The 18,709-nt window shown below is 64.5% G+C and carries 17 protein-coding genes; 11 read left to right on the forward strand and 6 right to left on the reverse strand.

Annotated features, from left to right (window positions below):
* The first annotated feature begins 73 nt into the window (after nt 1-73).
* The 5 genes from C444_RS02765 to C444_RS02785 all read left to right on the forward strand — a co-directional run bounded on the left by C444_RS02765 (nt 74) and on the right by C444_RS02785 (nt 6,974).
* Nucleotides 74-2,746, forward strand: a complete 2,673-nt coding sequence (locus C444_RS02765; RefSeq protein WP_004590805.1) for a dipeptide ABC transporter ATP-binding protein — start codon at nt 74-76, stop codon at nt 2,744-2,746.
* Nucleotides 2,747-2,843: 97 nt separating this feature from the next.
* Complete coding sequence (locus tag C444_RS02770) at nt 2,844-4,580, forward strand: ABC transporter substrate-binding protein (RefSeq protein WP_004590806.1); 1,737 nt, start codon at nt 2,844-2,846, stop codon at nt 4,578-4,580.
* 20 nt (nt 4,581-4,600) lie between these two features.
* The gene (locus tag C444_RS02775; protein WP_004590807.1) at nt 4,601-5,683 is read left to right on the forward strand and encodes an ABC transporter permease; all 1,083 of its coding nucleotides are present in this window, start codon (nt 4,601-4,603) and stop codon (nt 5,681-5,683) included.
* Complete coding sequence (locus tag C444_RS02780; protein WP_004590808.1) at nt 5,680-6,609, forward strand: ABC transporter permease; 930 nt, start codon at nt 5,680-5,682, stop codon at nt 6,607-6,609. Before C444_RS02775 ends, C444_RS02780 begins: the two co-directional genes overlap by 4 nt.
* Nucleotides 6,609-6,974: a DUF7268 family protein gene (locus C444_RS02785; RefSeq protein ID WP_004590809.1), complete on the forward strand. Its 366-nt coding sequence runs from the start codon at nt 6,609-6,611 to the stop codon at nt 6,972-6,974. Before C444_RS02780 ends, C444_RS02785 begins: the two co-directional genes overlap by 1 nt.
* On the opposite strand, the gene C444_RS02790 is transcribed toward C444_RS02785, so the two are convergent.
* Together C444_RS02790 and C444_RS02795 are read right to left on the reverse strand one after the other, a co-directional pair.
* A complete protein-coding gene (locus tag C444_RS02790) occupies nt 6,966-8,297 on the reverse strand; it encodes a dihydroorotase (protein ID WP_004590810.1) in 1,332 nt (443 codons plus the stop codon). The two genes, C444_RS02785 and C444_RS02790, sit on opposite strands and share 9 nt — an antisense overlap.
* Nucleotides 8,298-8,321: 24 nt before the next feature.
* Entirely contained in the window at nt 8,322-9,005 is a 684-nt protein-coding gene (locus C444_RS02795) for a lipoate--protein ligase family protein (RefSeq protein WP_004590811.1), read from the reverse strand.
* Nucleotides 9,006-9,232: 227 nt separating this feature from the next.
* Here C444_RS02795 and C444_RS02800 point away from each other — a divergent pair, with 227 nt between their 5' ends.
* Nucleotides 9,233-10,087, forward strand: coding sequence for a hypothetical protein (locus C444_RS02800; RefSeq protein ID WP_004590812.1), 855 nt, complete (start codon nt 9,233-9,235; stop codon nt 10,085-10,087).
* A 69-nt stretch (nt 10,088-10,156) separates the two neighbouring features.
* Here C444_RS02800 and C444_RS02805 read toward each other — a convergent pair whose 3' ends face one another.
* On the reverse strand, nt 10,157-10,729 hold the full coding sequence (locus C444_RS02805) for a cysteine hydrolase family protein (RefSeq protein WP_004590813.1): 573 nt from the start codon (nt 10,727-10,729) through the stop codon (nt 10,157-10,159).
* 148 nt (nt 10,730-10,877) lie between these two features.
* Here C444_RS02805 and C444_RS02810 point away from each other — a divergent pair, with 148 nt between their 5' ends.
* Together C444_RS02810 and C444_RS02815 are read left to right on the forward strand one after the other, a co-directional pair.
* Nucleotides 10,878-12,338: an Hvo_1808 family surface protein gene (locus C444_RS02810; protein ID WP_004590814.1), complete on the forward strand. Its 1,461-nt coding sequence runs from the start codon at nt 10,878-10,880 to the stop codon at nt 12,336-12,338.
* Nucleotides 12,331-13,692 carry an Hvo_1808 family surface protein gene (locus tag C444_RS02815; RefSeq protein ID WP_004590815.1) on the forward strand — a complete coding sequence of 454 codons (1,362 nt, stop codon included), beginning with the start codon at nt 12,331-12,333 and terminating at the stop codon, nt 13,690-13,692. The genes C444_RS02810 and C444_RS02815 overlap by 8 nt, the downstream gene beginning before the upstream one ends.
* A gap of 7 nt (nt 13,693-13,699) precedes the next feature.
* On the opposite strand, the gene C444_RS02820 is transcribed toward C444_RS02815, so the two are convergent.
* Nucleotides 13,700-14,497 (reverse strand): DUF3592 domain-containing protein, encoded by a 798-nt coding sequence (locus C444_RS02820; RefSeq protein WP_004590816.1) that lies wholly within the window; start codon nt 14,495-14,497, stop codon nt 13,700-13,702.
* 134 nt (nt 14,498-14,631) lie between these two features.
* Between C444_RS02820 and C444_RS02825 the strand changes: the two genes are divergently transcribed.
* The 3 genes from C444_RS02825 to C444_RS02835 all read left to right on the forward strand — a co-directional run bounded on the left by C444_RS02825 (nt 14,632) and on the right by C444_RS02835 (nt 16,489).
* Nucleotides 14,632-15,795 (forward strand): nicotinate phosphoribosyltransferase, encoded by a 1,164-nt coding sequence (locus C444_RS02825; protein ID WP_004590817.1) that lies wholly within the window; start codon nt 14,632-14,634, stop codon nt 15,793-15,795.
* 34 nt (nt 15,796-15,829) lie between these two features.
* The gene (locus C444_RS02830; RefSeq protein ID WP_004590818.1) at nt 15,830-16,114 is read left to right on the forward strand and encodes a DUF6360 family protein; all 285 of its coding nucleotides are present in this window, start codon (nt 15,830-15,832) and stop codon (nt 16,112-16,114) included.
* Between the two features lie 75 nt (nt 16,115-16,189).
* Complete coding sequence (locus tag C444_RS02835; RefSeq protein ID WP_004590819.1) at nt 16,190-16,489, forward strand: CPCC family cysteine-rich protein; 300 nt, start codon at nt 16,190-16,192, stop codon at nt 16,487-16,489.
* Between the two features lie 16 nt (nt 16,490-16,505).
* On the opposite strand, the gene C444_RS02840 is transcribed toward C444_RS02835, so the two are convergent.
* Together C444_RS02840 and C444_RS02845 are read right to left on the reverse strand one after the other, a co-directional pair.
* The gene (locus C444_RS02840; protein ID WP_004590820.1) at nt 16,506-17,360 is read right to left on the reverse strand and encodes a ZIP family metal transporter; all 855 of its coding nucleotides are present in this window, start codon (nt 17,358-17,360) and stop codon (nt 16,506-16,508) included.
* Nucleotides 17,361-17,518: 158 nt separating this feature from the next.
* Nucleotides 17,519-18,655, reverse strand: a complete 1,137-nt coding sequence (locus C444_RS02845) for a site-2 protease family protein (protein WP_004590821.1) — start codon at nt 18,653-18,655, stop codon at nt 17,519-17,521.
* Nucleotides 18,656-18,709 lie beyond the last annotated feature (54 nt).

Genomic DNA, 18,709 nt, shown 5'->3' on the forward strand with positions numbered 1-18,709 from the left:
CGGCGGCCGGGATAAATTGTTGGTGGGCCAGTGGCACAACAGTTTTACTGGTATTTTGAGAAGAAGGCGACAGATGCGCGATCTCTTAACATTATCTGACCTCCGAACCCAGTTCGAGACGGACCGTGGCACCGTCAAAGCTGTCGACGGCCTCGACCTCACTGTCAGGGAGGGCGAAACCGTCGGTCTGGTCGGCGAGTCGGGATCAGGGAAATCCGTCACAGCGTTATCGGCAATGGATATCGTCGACGAGCCCGGACACATCGCCGGTGGGGAGATCCAGTTCGGCGCACTTGAGACAGTCACACGGCTGTCTCGGCAGTATCCGAAGGACGTACGGACAGCCGACAGTGACAGCGGCTTCATCACCATTGAGGCGGCGACGGTCGACCGAAGCCGGCTCCCCGAATCGGTTTCGACGACGGCTGACGACAGGACGCTCGCCGAGCAGTTCATTCAGGAGGCCCCGAAGAAGGCCCTCCCGGAGAGCGGCGACGCGCCCGTCACGATTACCGACGGCTACGTCGATCTGACGGCAGCCCCGGAGCGGGTGATGCGGGACATCCGCGGCGGCGATATGGGCATGATCTTCCAGGACCCGATGACGTCGCTGAACCCCGCAATAACGGTCGGCGAGCAGGTCGCGGAGAGCCTGCGCCTCCACCGATATGGGGCGAAGCGGAGCGACTCGTGGTTCAACGCCGTCCGGGAGATCACGCCCTCGATCAGCCGGGGCGGCGAGATGGACGAGGAGATCCGGTCAGACGTTATCTCGCTGCTGGAAGAGGTCGGTATCCCGGAGCCGGCCGACCGCGTCGACGAGTACCCCCACGAGTTCTCCGGCGGGATGCGCCAGCGCGTGCTCATCGCCATCGCGCTTGCGTGCCGCCCGAAGCTTCTCGTTGCTGACGAACCGACGACGGCGCTCGACGTGACCATCCAGGCACAGATTCTCGACCTCATCGACGACCTGCAGGCGGACCTCGGGATGTCGGTGCTGTTCATCACGCATGACCTCGGCGTCGTCGCAGAGACCTGCGACCGCGTCGCCGTGATGTACGCCGGGGAAATCGTCGAGGAGGGGCCGGTGGAGGAGATATTCCAGAACCCGTCACATCCCTACACGTACACGCTACTCGAATCGATACCGGGCGAGGGAACGGAGCGGCTGACGCCAATCGAAGGGAACGTTCCCAGCCTCATCGACATGCCCGAAGGGTGCCACTTCGCCGACCGGTGTCCGTGGGCCCAGCCGGAGTGTCGTGAGGGCGAGATTCCATATCTCCAGCACGGGCCGGACGACGTCACCCATCGCTCGAAATGTATCCTCGAATCGTTCGACACAAGCGAGTACGGCACCGGCGACGCCGGCGTCACCGCGACGGAGACGACGCGAACGGACAGACAGCTCATGGAGGTCGACGGGCTGAAAAAACACTTCTCGCGAGCCGATGACCTGCTTGACAAGTACATCGGCCGCGAACCGGAGTCGGTCAAGGCCGTCGACGGCGTCTCGATGGATATCTACGAGGGCGAGACGCTGGGGCTCGTCGGCGAGTCCGGCTGTGGGAAATCGACGACCGGCCGGACCATCCTCCGGCTACTCGAACCGACAGACGGGACCGTGGTCTTCGCCGGCCAAGACCTTTCGGAGCTCGATAAAGGTGGCCTGCGGGAAGTCCGTCGGGACCTGCAGATGATCTTCCAGGACCCGATGTCCAGCCTCGACCCGCGGATGACCGTCGGCCAGACGATCATGGAACCGCTGAAGATCCACGACCTCCCAGAGGACACCGGTGACGGCTCACGCCGCGAACAGCGGGTCGACCGCGTGGCCGACCTCATGGAGGCGGTGGGGCTCGACCCGGACCAGTACGACCGCTACCCGCACGAACTGTCAGGCGGACAGCGCCAGCGGGTCGGCATCGCTCGCGCGCTCGCCGTCGATCCCGATTTCATCGTCTGTGACGAACCTGTTTCGGCGCTGGACGTGAGCGTGCAGGCCCAGATAATCAACCTTCTGGAGGACCTCCAGCATGAGTTCGGCTTGACGTATCTGTTCATCGCCCACGACCTCTCTGTGGTGCGCCACATCTGTGACCGGGTCGCAGTAATGTATCTCGGCGAGGTGGTCGAAGTCGCCGACACGCCGGACCTGTTCGCGGACCCGAAACACCCCTACACGCGAGCACTCATGTCGGCGATCCCGGAACCGGACCCAACCGTGGAAGCAGACCGGATACTGCTGAAAGGCGATGTCCCATCACCGATTGACCCGCCGTCGGGCTGTCACTTCCGGACTCGCTGTCCCGAGGTCATCCCGCCGGATATCGATATCGAGCAGGAGACGTATCGCGAGGTAATGGACTATCGGCAACGGGTCGAAGACGAGGCCATCGCCATCGATGCAGTTCGGAAGCAGGCCGAAAACGCCGACAGTGCCACAGCGGCGACGGACGGCGGTGCGGACCTCACCGAACCGCCGAGCGGCAGGGGAGAGGTCCCGATGGCAGCGTTCAAACAGACGATGTTCGACCGGTTCTTCGAAACGAGCCTGACTGGGGAGAACCACCGTGTCGTCGAAACGTCGATTGAGCATCTCGCGGACGAGGACTGGGACGCCGCCGCGTCGGTGCTACGTGATCGATTCGAGAGCGTCTGTGAGACACAGCACCCCGAACTCCAGCCGGGCTCCCACCCAGCAGCCTGTCATCTTTACGAGCAGGAAGACGGAAACAGCAACTGAATAATATTACTTAGCTGCACATAACTCTCAGGAGATATATGGCAGAATCATTGTTCTATCCGGTACAATTATAATATATCTGTTTGAAGAAAGTCCCATGTCATCCGGTGATTCTCTGGACAGACGGAGCTTCCTTACCGCGGCCGGCAGTGCCGCGGCAGCCGTAACGCTCGCAGGTTGTTCCGGCGACGGTGGCGACGGTGGCGGCACCGAAGGTGGAGACGGTGGCGACAGCACTGGTGGCGACGGTGGCGACGGCGGGGACGGCGGAAGCGACCAAACGCTCGTGTACGCCCGTGGTGACCACCCAGAAAACTACGACCCACAGCAGTCAACCAGCGGCGAGGTGGCGAAGGTCACCAATCAGGTGTTTGATACCCTCATCCAGTTCGCAGCCGGGAGCGGCGGTCAGCTGGAGGACGCGCTCGCGACCGACTACACTCTTGAGGGCACCACCGCGACGCTGACGCTCCGAGAGGGTGTGATGTTCCACAACGGCGAGGAGTTCACCGCGTCGGACTTCAAGGCGACCTGGCAGCGGTTCACCCAGAGCGACTACGAGTACTACCTCGGCGACGATACCCGGTCGGGGTACGGTCCGTTCACGCTTGGCGACTGGATCGAAAGCGTCGACGCGAGTCAGGACTACGAGCTGACAATCGAGCTTACACAGCAGTTCGCGCCGTTCCTGCGGAACCTCGCGATGTTCGCCTCGGCAGTCCTCTCGAAAGCCCAGATCGAATCGCTGGGTGACAGCCAGGCCGACCTCGGAAGCGAACCCGCGGGTACTGGGGCCTTCCAGTTCGACACGCTCGACAACCCGAACGAGCGTATCCGGTTGACGGCCAACAACGACTACTGGGGTGACGGTCCGAACGTCGGAACGGTCATCTTCAAGACGATCACCGAAAACAGCACGCGAGTGCAGGACGTCATCAACGGGGCCTCACACATCACGGATAATCTCGACTCTTCGGGATTCCAGCGCGCCGAGGAAAGCGGAACGGCGACGCTGTTGCGGAAGGACGGCATCAACCACGGCTACATGGCGATGAACATGGCCCGGTTCGAACCGTTCCGGGACCGGCAGGTCCGTCAGGCCATCGCACACGCCGTCAATACCGAGGCCATCGTCAATCAGATCTATCAGGGCTTTGCAACGCAGGCCTCCCAGCCGCTCCCGCCGGACGTGCTCGGGCACAACGACGACCTCGATCCGTATCCGACGGACAAGGAGAAGGCCCAGACGATGCTCGAAGAGGCGGGTTACGGCGACGGCTTCGAGTTCGAACTCGCGACGTTCTCGAACCCCCGCGGATACAACCCCAGTCCGGTCAACACGGCGAACCAGGTGAAATCAGACCTGGAGGAAATCGGTCTGACGGTCAACATCAACCAGTTCTCCAACTTCGGGCCGTATCTGGACTACACGTCGGCCGGGAAACACGACGCCTGTTTCCTCGGCTGGTACACCGACAACGCCGACCCGGACAACTTCCTGTACGTCCTGCTGGACCCGCAGGTCGAGATGGACGCCGTGCCCGACGGGCAGGATTGGGTCAGTTTCGACGCCGACGGGTACAACACACTCAACGTGTCCGGATGGGCCAACGCCGACTACATGGAACTGGTCCGAGAAGCCCAGAAGACCTACACGGAGGGCGATCGCGAGTCAATGTATGAAGAGGCCAGCCAGATAGCCTACGACGAATCTCCGTGGGTGTTCATCGACTACGCCGAGACGCTTCGGGCGGTCAACGAGGCTGTCGTCGAAGACACCTACACGATCAGCTCTGTCGGTGGCCCGTATCTTAACACGGTCGAGCTGCAGTAGCGCTTCAAGTGAATTTTCGAATGAACTGGACACAGTTTCTTTTCAGGCTAGTCGAGCCGGTGGTACCGCCACGGTTCGTGATCAAGCGACTGCTGTTGCTCATCCCGGTGCTGTTCGGCGTGGCGTCGGTCGTCTTCGCGATTCTCCACCTGGCCCCGGGCGACCCGGCTATCATTATCGCTGGCCAGCGAGCGTCAGCCGAACAGCTAGAACAAATACGTGTTGAACTGGGACTTCGGCGGCCGCTCTGGGAGCAGTACCTGAGCTTCCTGTGGGACGCGGCGCGGTTCGATTTCGGCCAGTCCTACAGCATTAGCCGCGGGAACAGCGTCCGCTCGGTCATCTCGGACCGACTCCCGATCACGCTCGAACTCGCGATTTACGGCCAGGCAGCGGGCATCCTGCTCGGCCTGCCACTGGGCATCATCTCCGCAGTCAAGCAGGATTCACTGACCGACCACGTCACTCGGATCGGGGCGCTGACTGGTATCTCGGTCCCGATATTCTGGTCCGGACCGCTACTCATCTTGCTGTTTTCGACGTATCTCGACGTGTTCCCGACCAGTGGCCGAATCAAATCGACGCTGTTCCTGCCCGACACTTGGATGCTGTTCGGCCGTGAGCTGCCCCTGACCGGGATGATAACGCTCGATACGATCCTGCTTGGAAACACTGAGGCGTTCCTCTCGGCAGCCCATCACCTGTTCCTGCCGGCAGTGGTCATCGGCGTCTACTCGACGGCGCTCATCTCGCGGATGATGCGCTCCTCGATGCTCGAAGTCATCCGTCAGGACTACATCCGGACCGCGCGGGCGAAAGGGCAGGGCGCGAAGATCACGCTGATGAAACACGGCTTCCGGAACGCGCTGATTCCGGTCGTCACCGTCATCGGGATCCAGTTCGGCACGTTGCTGGGCGGGGCAGTCCTGACCGAAACCGTGTTCGGTATCAACGGGATGGGGCTGACCATCGTCAACGCTATCGGCGTCTCTGACTACCCGGTGGTTCAGGGAACGGTGCTCACCTTCGCCCTGCTGTTCACGCTTGTGAACCTCCTCGTCGACGTCACCTACAGCTATCTCGACCCACGGATCCAACAATGAGTACGGACACCGAGACACGGGGCACGCTGGGACGCCTGCGGGCGTCCCCGTTCCTCGCCGACCTGCTGACGAACCGCCTCGCCGTCGTCGGGCTGACGATCATCCTCAGCATGGCTGCTGTCGCCATCTACGCCCGCGTGACATACGATCTCGGCGCACTTGCCAGCTCACAGCTCGGGACCGAAATCGCGGACCGTGCGCCACCCGGCTGGATCGGTCCCGCGCCCGCGAACCAGCAGTTGTTCGGCACGGACGCGGCGGCTCGTGATATCTACAAGCGGACTCTGTACGGTGCGTGGCTGGCCCTGAAGTTCGGGACGATTACGGTCGGAACCTCGACGACCGTGGGCGTCGGGCTGGGGATTATTGCGGCGTACTACGGCGACGTGACCGACAACGTCATCATGCGGACGATGGACGTGCTGTTGGCGTTCCCGCCGCTGTTGCTGGCGCTCGCGCTGGTCGCCATTTTCCCGCGAGATCTTGGACTCTGGCGGGCCGTGGTAGCACTTGTGCTGGTGTATACGCCACGGTTCGCCCGGGTCGTCCGCGGAGCCGCGCTCAAAGTGCTCGAAGACGAGTACGTCGATGCCACGGTTGCGCTTGGCGCGACTGACCCGCGAGTTCTCGTCCGGCACATACTGCCGAACACGCTCGCGCCGATTACCGTCCAGTCCACACTGAACTTCGGGCTCGCCATCATCGACCTCGCGGCGCTGTCGTTCCTCGGGTTCGGCGCACAGGCCGGGTCACCATCGTGGGGTCTGATGCTGTCCCGTGGCGTCGAGAACGGCCTGCTGACTGGCGAGTGGTGGCTCTCCTTCTTCCCGGGGCTGTTCCTCGCTATCACCGTGCTGGGGTTCAATCTGCTCGGTGACGGGATGCGCGACGCGCTCGATCCCCGGATGCGCGACGCGATTGACTGATGGCCCAGCGCGGTGACCCACCCCGACTCCGGCAGTACGTCGCGGTCCGGGCGCGACTGGTGGGGAGCGGGCTGGTCGTCGGCCTCCTGCTTGGCGGCCTCGGAATGGCAGGCTGGACGTTCTACACCGGTGATGCGCAGTCGAGTGAAGCGACGGTGTTCGCCCTCGGCGCACTGGTGTTCGGCTTCGGTCTGCTGGGCTGGTCGGGGTCGATACTCGCCGGCCGCGGCATCGAAGCCATGCAGGAACACATGGGCACGCGAAGCAACTGGACTGAACGCGATTCCCGGCGGGCGATGGCCCGGCTCTGTGGCGGTGGCGGCGGAATAATGGTCGGGACGTCAATCGTTGCGGTGCTACTCTAGCCGTTCGCTGTCCGCGCCGCGGACGTTCTCGCCCCGATGGTCGTAGAACACGTCCTCCTGCGGCGTTGCGTCGTCGGCTTCCAGCGCATCTCCGCGCTCGTAGACGACCGTGCCCCGGACCATTGTCCACTCGGGGAACACCGCATCGTGGCCCTCGAACGGCGTCCAGTCGCATTTTGAGTGGAGCGCCTCACCACTGATCTCGCTCGTCTCGGTCGTGTCGACGAGCATGAGGTCGGCATCGTTGCCGGCTTCGATAGCGCCCTTCTGTGGAATATCGAACACGTCGGCAGGGTTGCGCGCGGTGAGGTCCCGGACGCGCTCGTAGGTGAGCCCACTATCCGGGTCACGAGCTTCAGCCAGTAGGAGCGGGAGGACCGTCTCGACACCGGGGACGCCAGACGGCGCGTCCCAGATGCTGGCGTCTTTCTCCTCGCGGGTGTGTGGCGCGTGGTCCGTCGCGATCATGTCGACGGTGCCGTCGACGACGCGCTCGTAGAGCTTCTGGCGGCGCTTCTCGCGGCGCAGAGGCGGGTTCATCCGCCCGAACGTTCCCAGTTCCGAGAGGTCACGCCGGGAGAGCAGCAGGTGATGTGGCGTCACCTCCGTCGTCATCCCGGCCTCACTGGCGATGTCGACGCCCTCGGGCGTAGACGTGTGCGCGATGTGTATCGTCGCGTCGTGTTCTTTCGCGACTTCGCAGGCCCGCTCGACGGCCTTCGCTTCGGCCTTGGCAGTCCGAAACGCGCTCCAAGCGTCGGCGTCATCACGGGCGCGAGCGTCATCGTTGAAATAGTCGGCGTCCTCGGCATGAACCGTGACAGGTACGTCGTTGTCGGTGGCAGCCTCCAGCGCATCCGCGAACAGGTCGGCCTCGATACCCATGTCGCCGGTCGAGTCCGCAAGAAACACCTCGCCGAGCGCGAACAGGCGACGGCGCAGGAGGACGTTCGGAATCCAGTCGGCCGTCACACCGCCGTTGATACCCCAGTCGACAACGGAGTCGGCAGCGAACTCGGCTTTCTGGTCGAACGACTCGCCGTCGATGGTCGGTGGGTCGGTGTTTGGCTGATCGACGACGGTTGTGACGCCGCCGGCTGCCGCGGACCGGGACCCGCTCTCCCACGTCTCCTTGTGGGGGTAGCCGGGCTGGCGGAAGTGAACGTGCGCGTCGATCATCCCCGGAAAGAGTCGTTTGCCGGTCGCTTCGATGACGTGCTGGTCGGTCGCGTCGAGGTCGCGGCCGACCTCGGCGATGGACTCGCCACGCACCCGGACATCTCGTTGGCGGCCGTCCGGCAGCGTCGCGTTACGGATGAGCATACGCCCAGTCGACCGGGCGCACCCCTAAGTCTCTCGGATAGTGCTCACCGACACGTCTCGACCGTCGGCAAGCGACCGCTCCAGCGCCGTGATGACCTGTTCGGGGTCGTCGGTCCCATCGGCGTTGGCGACGCTCCCGACGCTCTGTGGGTCGAAGGGAACGTCGAGCGCCTCGTAAATCGGAGCCAGCACCTCGGCGATAGCCTCGTGGTCCCGAACGACGACGATGCCGCCGACAACAGCGACGGACTGGCGGACGCGCTGGGCGAGTCCGGCGATTTTGCCGTCGACCTGAAGCGAGTGGCTCCCCGGACAGAACGCAGCGTCCGGTTCCCCGGTCCGGGCGGTGATACCACAGTCGTCAAGCGCGCGCTGCACAGCGGCTTTGGCCCACTCGTAGCGGTCGTCGATAGCCCCCCGCGGATCCTCGGTCGGGACAGCGAGGGAAAACGAGACAGTCGACCCGGTGTAGGCGACGGCGCGACCCCCCACGGCGCGCTCGATGATGATGTACCCTCGGTCGCGAGCGGCCCGGCACGCCTGGTCGTAGCCGTCGTTGTTCGCGTCACGGCGGCCGAAGGCGACCTGTCTGTGCGGTCGCCAGACCCGCAGGGCTGGCTCGCGGTCTTCGGCGACCGTCTCGGCCATCTCGCGAGTCCGCTGGAAGTCGGTTTCGGGATCGGCGGCACAGCCCCGTAGCAGACGCATAGTCAGACCGTACGGACTCTCTGGTTAAAACGGTCCGCCAGTTCAGCGGACAGATCCCTCTCAGTGGTGGATAGCGAACAGGCGACACACGGCCGTCGCGGCGGGACGTGTCGCGCACCCGCTGCCCCCGCCGCGGTCGTCGTCAGCGCACACAAAGCCGTGGCCTCAGCATGGGTTTTGAACCCTTGGACGACAGAGCCATACCGGTACACCCCTAATCGCCGCCGATGGCTGTCACGATACCGCGGGACGTGCTCTTCCAGTACTACCGGTTCTCTCTGTACAACTCGCCGTTTGACGCCCACGACGAGGGGTGTGCCATCGACCTCTATCCCGACGGCGAGCGTGCGCCGTCACCGGTCGCCGGCGAGGTGTTGGACACGAAGACGGTTCAGGCTCCACCAAAGGCCTACGCCGCCGAGCACGACCACCTCATCCTGATCGATACCGGCGATACTGTGGCGCGGCTACTACACGTCGACCCCGCTGTCGAGGCCGGCGAAACGGTCGCCGTTGGCGACGACCTCGGAGCGCTGGTCCGGGCAGGATTTTTCGCACCGTGGGTTCCGAACCACATCCACCTCGGCTTCCGGGACCCCGACGCGAACCCCTATCGGGCATCGGGGTCGCTGCCGGTCGACGTGGCCGTCGACGTGACGCCGCTGCCCTGGGACGGGACTGGTACTGTCGTCGCCGGCGGCGAAACGTGGGTCCGACTCGACGAACCTGCGCATCCGGCACCCGGTGAATCCTTCGTCGGCATCGCCAACGCTGTCGACAGCGACGACTCGGGCGTTCTCGACGGCGGTCTCCCTCACTACTCGGGCGGTGGATTGCTGTCCGGTGACCGGACAGCGGCTGCCGCTATCACCGGAACGCGTGTCGGGACAGCCGACGGCCGCACGGTCGCATGGGATGACCTGACCGTACTGGTGAACGGTGAACCGATAACGGGTATCGCACTGTTCTGTGGCCGCGAGCGCTTCGGCGCGAAGCTCGTTGGCGAGGGCATCGACCTCGCCGTCGGCGACGAGGTACAGGTAACCATCGAGCGGGCCGCGGCCGTCGACGACGCCACGTAGCTGTGACTCCCCGTAGCGGTCGGCGTGGGCCTGTTTCGCCTGTTCGTCGGCCGGATCCTCGCCCATCCGTCAGGCGAACGTGAGGTCGTCGCGGTCAGTCAGTTCGCCGAACAGCCAGTCGGCGTGGTCCAGTGCATATTCTCGGTGCTCGTCTTCGATGTAGCCGACGGCGTCCTCGACGAGGACCGGGCGGAAGTCCCGAAGGCCGGCGCTAGAGGCAGTGTGGAGGACACAGACGTTCGCGAGCGTACCACAGATAGCCAGGTCCTTGATGCCGTGGGCGTCGAGCCACCCCTCCAGTTCCGTCTGGTAGAAGGCGTCGTAGGTGTGCTTGACGACGACGAGGTCCTCGTCCTGCGGATCGAGTTCCTCGACGAGTTCGGCTTCCCACGAATCCTCGACGACGTGTTCGCCCCACCGATCGAACTCGTCGTAGTAGTGGGTGTCCTCGAACTGGTCGGGCGGATGCACGTCGCGGGTAAACACGACCTTCGCACCGGCCTCACGGGCGCGGTCGACCAGTTCAGCGCAGGGCTTGATGGCTGCTTCGCTGTCCGGTGCGTAGAGGCTTCCGTCGGGGTGACAGAAGCCGTTCTGCATATCGACGACGACCAGAGCGGTCTGTGCTGGGTCGAGTTCCATACGGGAACCTTGGCAGGGCGCGACTACGAAAGTTACTCCGAAGGTGGGGACCGGGCGGCACAAGCAGACGTGAAAAATTCTTCTGGCCGACGAATACGCTCACGATGAGCGTGTGACTTTTCACTGTGGTAACCTACCGTGAAGGTAGATGCGCCGCCCTTTCGCCCTCGTTGTTCTCTGTGCCGGTGTGCTGTTACTTGCGGGCTGTCAGGCACCCAGCGCGTCGCCCGACCAGACGGAGTCACGCAACGCCGATATGACGCCGAGCGAACCCGCGACCGACTACGGGAGCAACGACTCCGCCCCGGGAGCGCCCGCGACGGACCGGCTGGGCTACGAGAACGGCTACTGGTACAACGAATCGCTGTCAGTAACGACCGAGGACGGACTGAACGAGACGGAGCGGGATGCCGTCGTCGCTCGGACGATGGCCCGCGTCGAGCGGATTCGCGGGCTGGAATTCGAGGAGACAGTACCGGTCTCAGTCGTCTCGCGAGCCGAGTACCGCAACAACACGGGCGGCGGCGAGACCGGCGATTCGCTGCGTCGGTTTGACAACGCGAAGTTCGAGGCGCTGTTTTTCATCGGCGAGGACCGCGACTCCATCGCCGTCCAGAACAGCAACCGCGGGGAGAGCGTGCTGGGCTACTACAGCAGCCAGCGCGGTGAGATCGTCATCGTCAGCGAGTCGGAGACGCCGACGATTAGCCGGGGAACGCTGGCCCACGAACTCGTCCACGCACTGCAGGACCAGCACTTCGGCCTCGAAAGTGACGCGCGGACGCGGGATCAGGTACAAGGTCGGAACGGCATGGTCGAAGGCGATGCCGTTGCTGTCACCCAGACCTACACCGACCGCTGTGGCGAGGAATGGCGCTGTATCGACAGGCCTTCCCGGAGCGGCGGTGGCGGCGGTGACCGCCACTTCGGTATCAACTTCATGCAGTATTTCCCCTACAGCGACGGGCCCGGCCTGATCGGGGATCTCCGAGAACGTGGCGGCTGGAGCGCCGTCAATGACGCCTACGACGACTATCCTGACGGGGCCGCCGAAGTGACCTACCCCGAGCGCTACCCCGAGTGGGAACCGGAGCCAGTCTCGCTTGCGGACCGGTCCAGCGACGACTGGGAGCGGGTCAGACCTTCGACTGACCGCGACCGCCCCGACTACGCCGTCGTCGGCCCGTCAGCCATTGCTGGATCGATGGCGTACACCATCGCCGACGACTACAACGAGTCGAGCGTCGTCCAGACGCGGGATGTCATCAACTACGAGGACGGGTCGCTGGACAGCGACGACCCGTACAACTACGACCTGCCCGCCACCGACGGCTGGGCGGGCGGCCGGATGCACGTCTACGACAACGGCGAGGAGACGGCGTACGTCTGGAAAACGACCTGGGACAGCGAGGCCGACGCCCGCGAGTTCGCCGACGCCTGGGCGGCAGTCATCGCTCACTGGGGCGGCACTCGAACCGCAGAGGGCCACTGGGTTATTGCGGAAGACAGTCCCTACACCGACGCGGTTTCGGTCAAGGTTGACGGGCAGACCGTCACTGTCGTGAACGCACCGACGGCCGACGAACTGAGCGAGGTTCACGATGCGTAAGGAACTGCTCATTGCGCTGGCGGTCGTCTTGGCGGGCTGTACGGTCCCCTCCTTCGGCGGCAATGATCACCCCGAGACGCCGACCGGCGAAGACGCCATCGGCTACGAGAACGGCTACTGGTACGACGACTCGGTGTCGGTGACGACCGACGATGGATTGAACGAGACGGAGCGAGCAGCCGTCGTCGCCCGGACGATGGCTCGCGTCGAGCAGGTCCGCGATTTGGAGTTCAAAGAGTCTGTCCCGGTTTCGGTCATCTCTCGAGCCGAGTACCAGAACCGCTCAGGTAGCAACAACGGCGGCGGTAGCGGCCGGCCACAGGACCCCTGGAACGATCAGGTGTGGGAATCACTCCTGCTCATCGGCGAGGATTCCGGCAGCAGCGACGAAATCGACGATACGCTCTCGACGACAGTCCAGGGCTACTACTCGCCGAGTCAGGACGAGATCGTCATCGTCAGCCCGACGGAAACGCCACAGATCGACCGGCGCACGCTGTCACACGAACTGGTCCACGCCCTGCAGGACCAGCACTTCGGACTGAACGGTTCCGCGAAGACCCAGGACACGCAACTGTCCCGGCAGGGTGTCACCGAGGGCGAGGCCAACTACGTCCGCGTCCTCTACGAGCGACGCTGTGGTGACGGCTGGGGCTGTATCGCGCTCCCAGACCGGACCAGTGACGACGGGGGAAGCAGCGGTGACGGAGACGGCGACAGCCAGGAACCGAGCTACAACGAGGGCTTATTCACCGTTCTCTACCAGCCCTACGTCACCGGGCCGCGGTTCGTCGACCAGATGCGCTCGGACGGTGGCTGGGACGCTGTTGACGCGCTACACGACGATTTCCCCGACAGCACCGAGCAGGTGCTTCACTCGGAGAAATATCCCAACGAAAAGCCCGTAAACGTCAGCGTCACCGACCGCTCGACCGACGAGTGGAGCCGCTTCGACCACGACCCGGTCGGCGATACGGTCGGGGAGACCTCGATTTACGCGATGATGTACCACAACGGACAGACGGAGGGCGACCGCTACAGCTACGAGAGCGAAATCTCGGCCGGCTGGGGCGGTGACCTCGTCGTGCCCTACCGCAACGGCTCGGGCGGGTACGGCTACGTCTGGGAGACTCGCTGGGACACCGAAAAAGACGCGAGGGAGTTCGAACAGGCCTACCGGGCGGCGCTGACCGAAGAACACGACGCCAGCCAGCCCCGCAGTAACGTCTACGTCGTCCCAGCAGACGACCAGTTCAACGACGCGTTCCGCGTGGTCCGGGCGGGGAAGACCGTCCGCATCGTCAACGGACCGACAGTGAGCGACCTGAACAAGGTTCACCGGGCCGAAACGTGAGCGGGCGTCAGACGAAGCGGCGGTACCCAAACCGTCCGAACCCAATGACGGTGACGGCAACCGTCGCGTAGGCGATTGGGTCGTGCGGCGGTTTCGAGACGACGAGGTAGACGCCGACGGTTCCGAGCGCGGCGAGGCTACAGAGCATCCAGAGGACGATTGCCCAGCGGCCACCGACTGGCGCATCTGGGTCCGAGTCGCTACCCTCTGATTCGCCGACTGTGGCGTCGCCGCGGTCGAGAATCTGCGTCGGGTCATCGGGAACCCCGTTGTCGGTGTCGGGTGTGGAGAACGGGGCCCGTTCGGTCTGGTTTAGCGGAATCTTCGACAGGACGAGCCGGAGCCACCGCGTTCGTGGCGTCAGCGCGTCGCCGAGCAGCAACAGCCCGAGCGCGATCAGGACTCCGGCGGGGAAGAAGTCGAAGCGCTGGACGAGATAGGCGTCGCCGGGGGCGTCCGGGTCGTAGCGGACGGTGACCGACGAGCCATCGTCGTAGTTCGACAGCACACGCGCGGCGCGGTCCCGCTGGTTCGTGTCTGTGTCGGTGCCGAACGCGATGTCATGGCCGGTGTAGGTCCGCCCCTCAATGCGGTATGTGTAGGTGACGTTCGGCCGGAAGTACCGATTGCCGCCCAGCGTGGGTCGACTGATCTCGGTGTAACTGTCCATCTGTACGCTCTCGACCGTGCCCGCCGTCGCGGCGTAGCCGGTAGCCGTCGAGTACTGCGAAACACCGAGGACGGTCCCGGAGGCGAGCAACGCGAGCGCGAGCAGGAGGGCGACGGAGCGGCGGGGACTGAGCACGTTCGACGGGTACCGATTACGGCGTGGAAAGCGTTACGAGGTCCCCACCGCTTCAGCGGCGACGGGCGCTGGCAGTGATCGCTTGTGACCGCCGACCGGACCGCTTTTTCCCTCGCCCGGCCGAACACAGGACAATGACCGAGGAGTTCGACATCGTCTCACCAGAGGCGATTCGCGAGGGGCGGGCGACCGACGCCTACTTCGACCGGACGATGGAAGCGCTGGAACACGCGGGCAAGAACCCGGACGTGGTCGCCGAAGTGACGGCGAACCAGTTCGCGACGGGCCAGTGGAAGCTGCTGGCAGGGCTGAAAGACGCCGCCGAGTTGCTCGAAGGACGTGGCGTCGACGTCGATGCGCTCCCCGAAGGCCAACTGTTCGACGGCGGCCCGGTGATGCGAATCGAGGGGCCATACCGGGAGTTCTGTCGTCTGGAGACCGCGCTGCTCGGCTTTCTCTCGCACCCGACAGGCGTCGCGACGCGGGCGCTAGAGGCCCGGTACGCCGCGCTGGAGTCGACGGTGCTGTCCTTCGGTTCGCGGCACGTCCACCCCTCGATAGGCGCGATGGTCGAGCGGTCGGCGCTGCTGGGCGGGCTCGACGGTATCTCGAACGTCGCCGCAGGCGAGGTCATTGGCCGCGAGGCCGGCGGGACGATGCCCCACGCGCTCATGATCTGCTTCGGCCGCGGGAATCAGGAGGCGGCGTGGCGGGCGTTCGACGCCGCTGTCCCCGAGAAAACGCCGCGAATTGCACTGACGGATACCTACAGCGACGAGGCCGACGAGGCGCTCCGCGCGGCGGAGGCCATCGATGACCTTGCCGGCGTCCGTCTGGACACGACCGGGTCCCGCCGCGGGGACTTCCGCCACATCGTTCGGGAGGTGCGCTGGACGCTGGACGCCCACGGCCACGAGGACGTGGACCTGTTCCTCTCTGGCGGTCTCACCCCGACAACCCTGCGAGAACTTCGGGACGTGGCCGACGGCTTCGGAGTCGGGAGCTACGTCGCCAACGCCGATCCGTTGGACTTCGCGCTGGACATCGTCGAAGTAGACGGCGAACCGGCGGCCAAGCGGGGGAAGCTCACCGGCAAGAAATCAGTGTACCGCACCGCAGATGGCGGCCATCACATCGGCCTGGCCGACCGTGATGGGCCGGAAGACGCCGAACCCCTGTTAGAGCCGCTGATTCGGGACGGGGAAATCGTCAGGGAGTTCGACCTCGATGCGGCTATCGACCGCGCGGCGACCGATGCCGAGCGAGTCGACTACGAGGGCGTCACCGACGAGGAGTAACCGGCGTTAAGTCGCCGGCCCGCGAAAACGGAGTATGGTCGACCGCATTATGAAGGTCAACGCGTACACGACCTTCGACCTGCTCGACGGTGAGGTAGAGGGCCATGGCTTCGAGGAGGAGGCCCTGGCCGTGCTGAACGTGACCGCGCCGCGAAAGAACCCGGACCACGTCGAACTCCAGCTAGAGATGGACAACACCGACCTCGACGCGGTGAAGCCACACGCCGACTCGGTGACGCTCTCGGCAGCCCAGGCCCGCGAACTGGCCGCTGAACTGGAGGAGTACGCGGGGAAGGTCGAGGACGCGCAGTCTGAGTGACAGTTAACTTTCAGTGACATTTATTCGCCGCTGCCATTCGATAATTCTATGGTGTGAAGACACATACCACGAAATATGTCAACCGAGACGCCCGGTAATCCAGCCGCACGGGAGTTGGGCTACTGCCCGTGCTGTGGCTACCAGACACTCCCGGAGGGCCGACCCGGGTCATACGAGATGTGTCCGGTGTGCCACTGGCTCGATGACCCTATCCAGTTCGGTGACGCGGAGTTCGTCAGCGATACGAACCACGTGTCGCTGACAGAAGCGCGCGAGAACTTTCGCGAACACGGGGCGTGTTCCCCCGACGAGGCCGGGGACTGCGAAGAGCCGACGGACCTCGACCGCGACCCGAACTGGCCCTACGAGGAGTAAAACTGCTGAGCCGAACTCAGGCCGCAAGCGCGATATCCAGATACAGCATGATGATGACGCCGGCCATCAGACCGAGCGTCGCGACGCGCTCGTAGCCGCGCTGGTGCGTCTCGGGGATTATCTCGTCGGAAACCACGAACAGCATCGCCCCGGCCGCAAAGCCCATCGCATAGGGCAGGAGCGGTTCGACAGTCACGACGGCGACAGCGCCAAACACCGCAAGCGGTATCTCCACGACACCGGAGCGAATCCCGGAGAAGACGGCATACAGTCGCCGGTCCAGCCCCGCGTTGATGGCTGCGACGGAGACGGCCAGCCCCTCTGGGATGTTCTGGATGCCGATAGCGAGCATCAACGAGAGCGCGCCACCGATCTGGAGCGGGTCGCCCGCGGCCGCGCCGAAGCCGACGCCGACGGCCAGCCCTTCAGGGATGTTGTGCAGTGTGATCGCGAGGATGAACAGGATAACGCCAGTCAGTTTCGACTCGTCCACCGAGAGGTCCTGGCTGGGGTTGGCCGCGTCCGACCGGCGGCTCCCGGTCAGCAGGTAGTGTGCGTGTGGAACGAGTCCGTCCGCCCGGTCGAGAAACAACGCCCCCAGTGCGACACCGACGAGCGTCGGAATCGGATTCCCACCCGAGTACTCCTCGATGCCGGGGATGATGAGGCTCGTGAACGCGGCGGCTAGCATCACGCCAGCGGCGAAGCCCAGTGCCGTATCCAGCGCCCGCTCCGAGGGGTCACGCCAGACCAGCACGAGCGATGCGCCAAAGAGATTCATCATCGCGATGATGACCCCGCCGACGAGGCCGTTTATCAGCGGGTCGGTGCCGACGAGGTCGACGAACAGTTCAACGAACCCGGTTTGCATTGTCGAGTAGTGGACGTCGCCCCCTCTTGGGTGTACCGACAGTCAGGAGCGGTCGTCTCTGCACAGAAACGGAAAACCCGGTTCGCTCAGGTTGTCCAGCCGGCTTCAGGTAGGGCCTTCTAGTTGGTAGCGGCCATATTCGAGCGATTAAACGCTGTTTAAAACGGTGTCGGCGAGCCGACGAGCCGCTGCATCTCCATCGCGCTGGAGAAGTCTTCTCGGGAGACCATGCGAGTCCCCTCGGCCCCGTCGACGAAGGCGGCGGAAGCCCGGGCAGTGTCGAGTTCCACGAGCGCATCGAAAGCAGCCATCCCCGCAGGGAATCGCGGCAGATCCGCTTCCATCAGGTCGGCGACGGTGTCGGCTTCGCGTTCGGCCTTCGAGAGTTCCCTGAAATCGCCGACGGTGACGACGCCGACCACGTCGCCGCCGCGCGTGACCGCGAACTCTGTCCGCCGATCAGCGAACATCCGGTCGACCAGGTCCTCGACGCTCGCATCGGCCTCGATAGTCGCGTCGAGCGGGCTGGCCACGTCATCGACGGTCAGCCCCTCAAGCAGCGCTGCCAGCGCGACGGTCCGGGATTCGCTCGACGCAGCACCGTAGACGAACAGCGCAAGTAGCAGCAACATCGGGCTAAACGACATGACGCCGACGACGGCGAACAGCACGGCGAACCCGGTCCCGATGCGGGCGGCGATACGGGTCGCCGTCGCGTAGGGCCGCGTTCGCGCGAGCAGCGCCCGGAGCACGCGGCCGCCATCCATCGGGAACGCCGGCAGCATGTTGAACACGGCGAGAAAGAGGTTCGTGACGGCCAGCCAGCCGACGACGAACAGCGTCACCTGCGCGCTCGCGGGCAGGGCAAACAGCGCGGCGTAGCAGGCGAGCCCAGTCAGGATGCTCACAGCCGGGCCAGCCAGCGCGATGACGAGCTCCCGGTCCCACTCCTTCGGCATGGATTCGAGGCTGGCGAGGCCGCCGAGAATCCAGAGCGTGATCGATTCGACGCGGAGCCCGTAGCGCATCGCCGCACCGGCGTGACCCAGTTCGTGGAGGGCGACGCTGGCGAACAGTCCGACGGCCGCAACCGTCCCGATAAGCCACGGCGTCTGGCCCGCAGTCAGGACCGTGAGATCGAGCGTCACGCCGGAGAGGACGCTCACGATGCCCGCGTACACCTGAATCTGCGTCCCGCTACCGATAATCCAAGCCAGTACCGGCAGGAAAATCAGCAGTGAGATGTTGACCCGTATCGGAATCCCCCAGACTGTCGTGATGTGGAAGTTTCGCACGGGAAGTCCAACGAACAGTGGCCAGGTATACCTTCTGACTGGGGACGACGCCGG

Origin of the sequence: Haloarcula japonica DSM 6131 (genome assembly GCF_000336635.1) — an archaeon.
In the GTDB taxonomy this organism is placed as follows: Archaea; Halobacteriota; Halobacteria; order Halobacteriales; family Haloarculaceae; genus Haloarcula; species Haloarcula japonica.

Excerpts from the sequence above, each read along its gene's own strand:
- C444_RS02765 (WP_004590805.1), top strand. The coding sequence starts at position 74 with ATGCGCGATCTCTTAACATTATCTGACCTCCGAACCCAGTTCGAGACG.
- C444_RS02770 (WP_004590806.1), top strand. The coding sequence starts at position 2,844 with ATGTCATCCGGTGATTCTCTGGACAGACGGAGCTTCCTTACCGCGGCC.
- C444_RS02775 (WP_004590807.1), top strand. The coding sequence starts at position 4,601 with ATGAACTGGACACAGTTTCTTTTCAGGCTAGTCGAGCCGGTGGTACCG.
- C444_RS02780 (WP_004590808.1), top strand. The coding sequence starts at position 5,680 with ATGAGTACGGACACCGAGACACGGGGCACGCTGGGACGCCTGCGGGCG.
- C444_RS02785 (WP_004590809.1), top strand. The coding sequence starts at position 6,609 with ATGGCCCAGCGCGGTGACCCACCCCGACTCCGGCAGTACGTCGCGGTC.
- C444_RS02790 (WP_004590810.1), bottom strand. The coding sequence starts at position 8,297 with ATGCTCATCCGTAACGCGACGCTGCCGGACGGCCGCCAACGAGATGTC.
- C444_RS02795 (WP_004590811.1), bottom strand. The coding sequence starts at position 9,005 with ATGCGTCTGCTACGGGGCTGTGCCGCCGATCCCGAAACCGACTTCCAG.
- C444_RS02800 (WP_004590812.1), top strand. The coding sequence starts at position 9,233 with ATGGCTGTCACGATACCGCGGGACGTGCTCTTCCAGTACTACCGGTTC.
- C444_RS02805 (WP_004590813.1), bottom strand. The coding sequence starts at position 10,729 with ATGGAACTCGACCCAGCACAGACCGCTCTGGTCGTCGTCGATATGCAG.
- C444_RS02810 (WP_004590814.1), top strand. The coding sequence starts at position 10,878 with ATGCGCCGCCCTTTCGCCCTCGTTGTTCTCTGTGCCGGTGTGCTGTTA.
- C444_RS02815 (WP_004590815.1), top strand. The coding sequence starts at position 12,331 with ATGCGTAAGGAACTGCTCATTGCGCTGGCGGTCGTCTTGGCGGGCTGT.
- C444_RS02825 (WP_004590817.1), top strand. The coding sequence starts at position 14,632 with ATGACCGAGGAGTTCGACATCGTCTCACCAGAGGCGATTCGCGAGGGG.
- C444_RS02830 (WP_004590818.1), top strand. The coding sequence starts at position 15,830 with ATGGTCGACCGCATTATGAAGGTCAACGCGTACACGACCTTCGACCTG.
- C444_RS02835 (WP_004590819.1), top strand. The coding sequence starts at position 16,190 with ATGTCAACCGAGACGCCCGGTAATCCAGCCGCACGGGAGTTGGGCTAC.
- C444_RS02840 (WP_004590820.1), bottom strand. The coding sequence starts at position 17,360 with ATGCAAACCGGGTTCGTTGAACTGTTCGTCGACCTCGTCGGCACCGAC.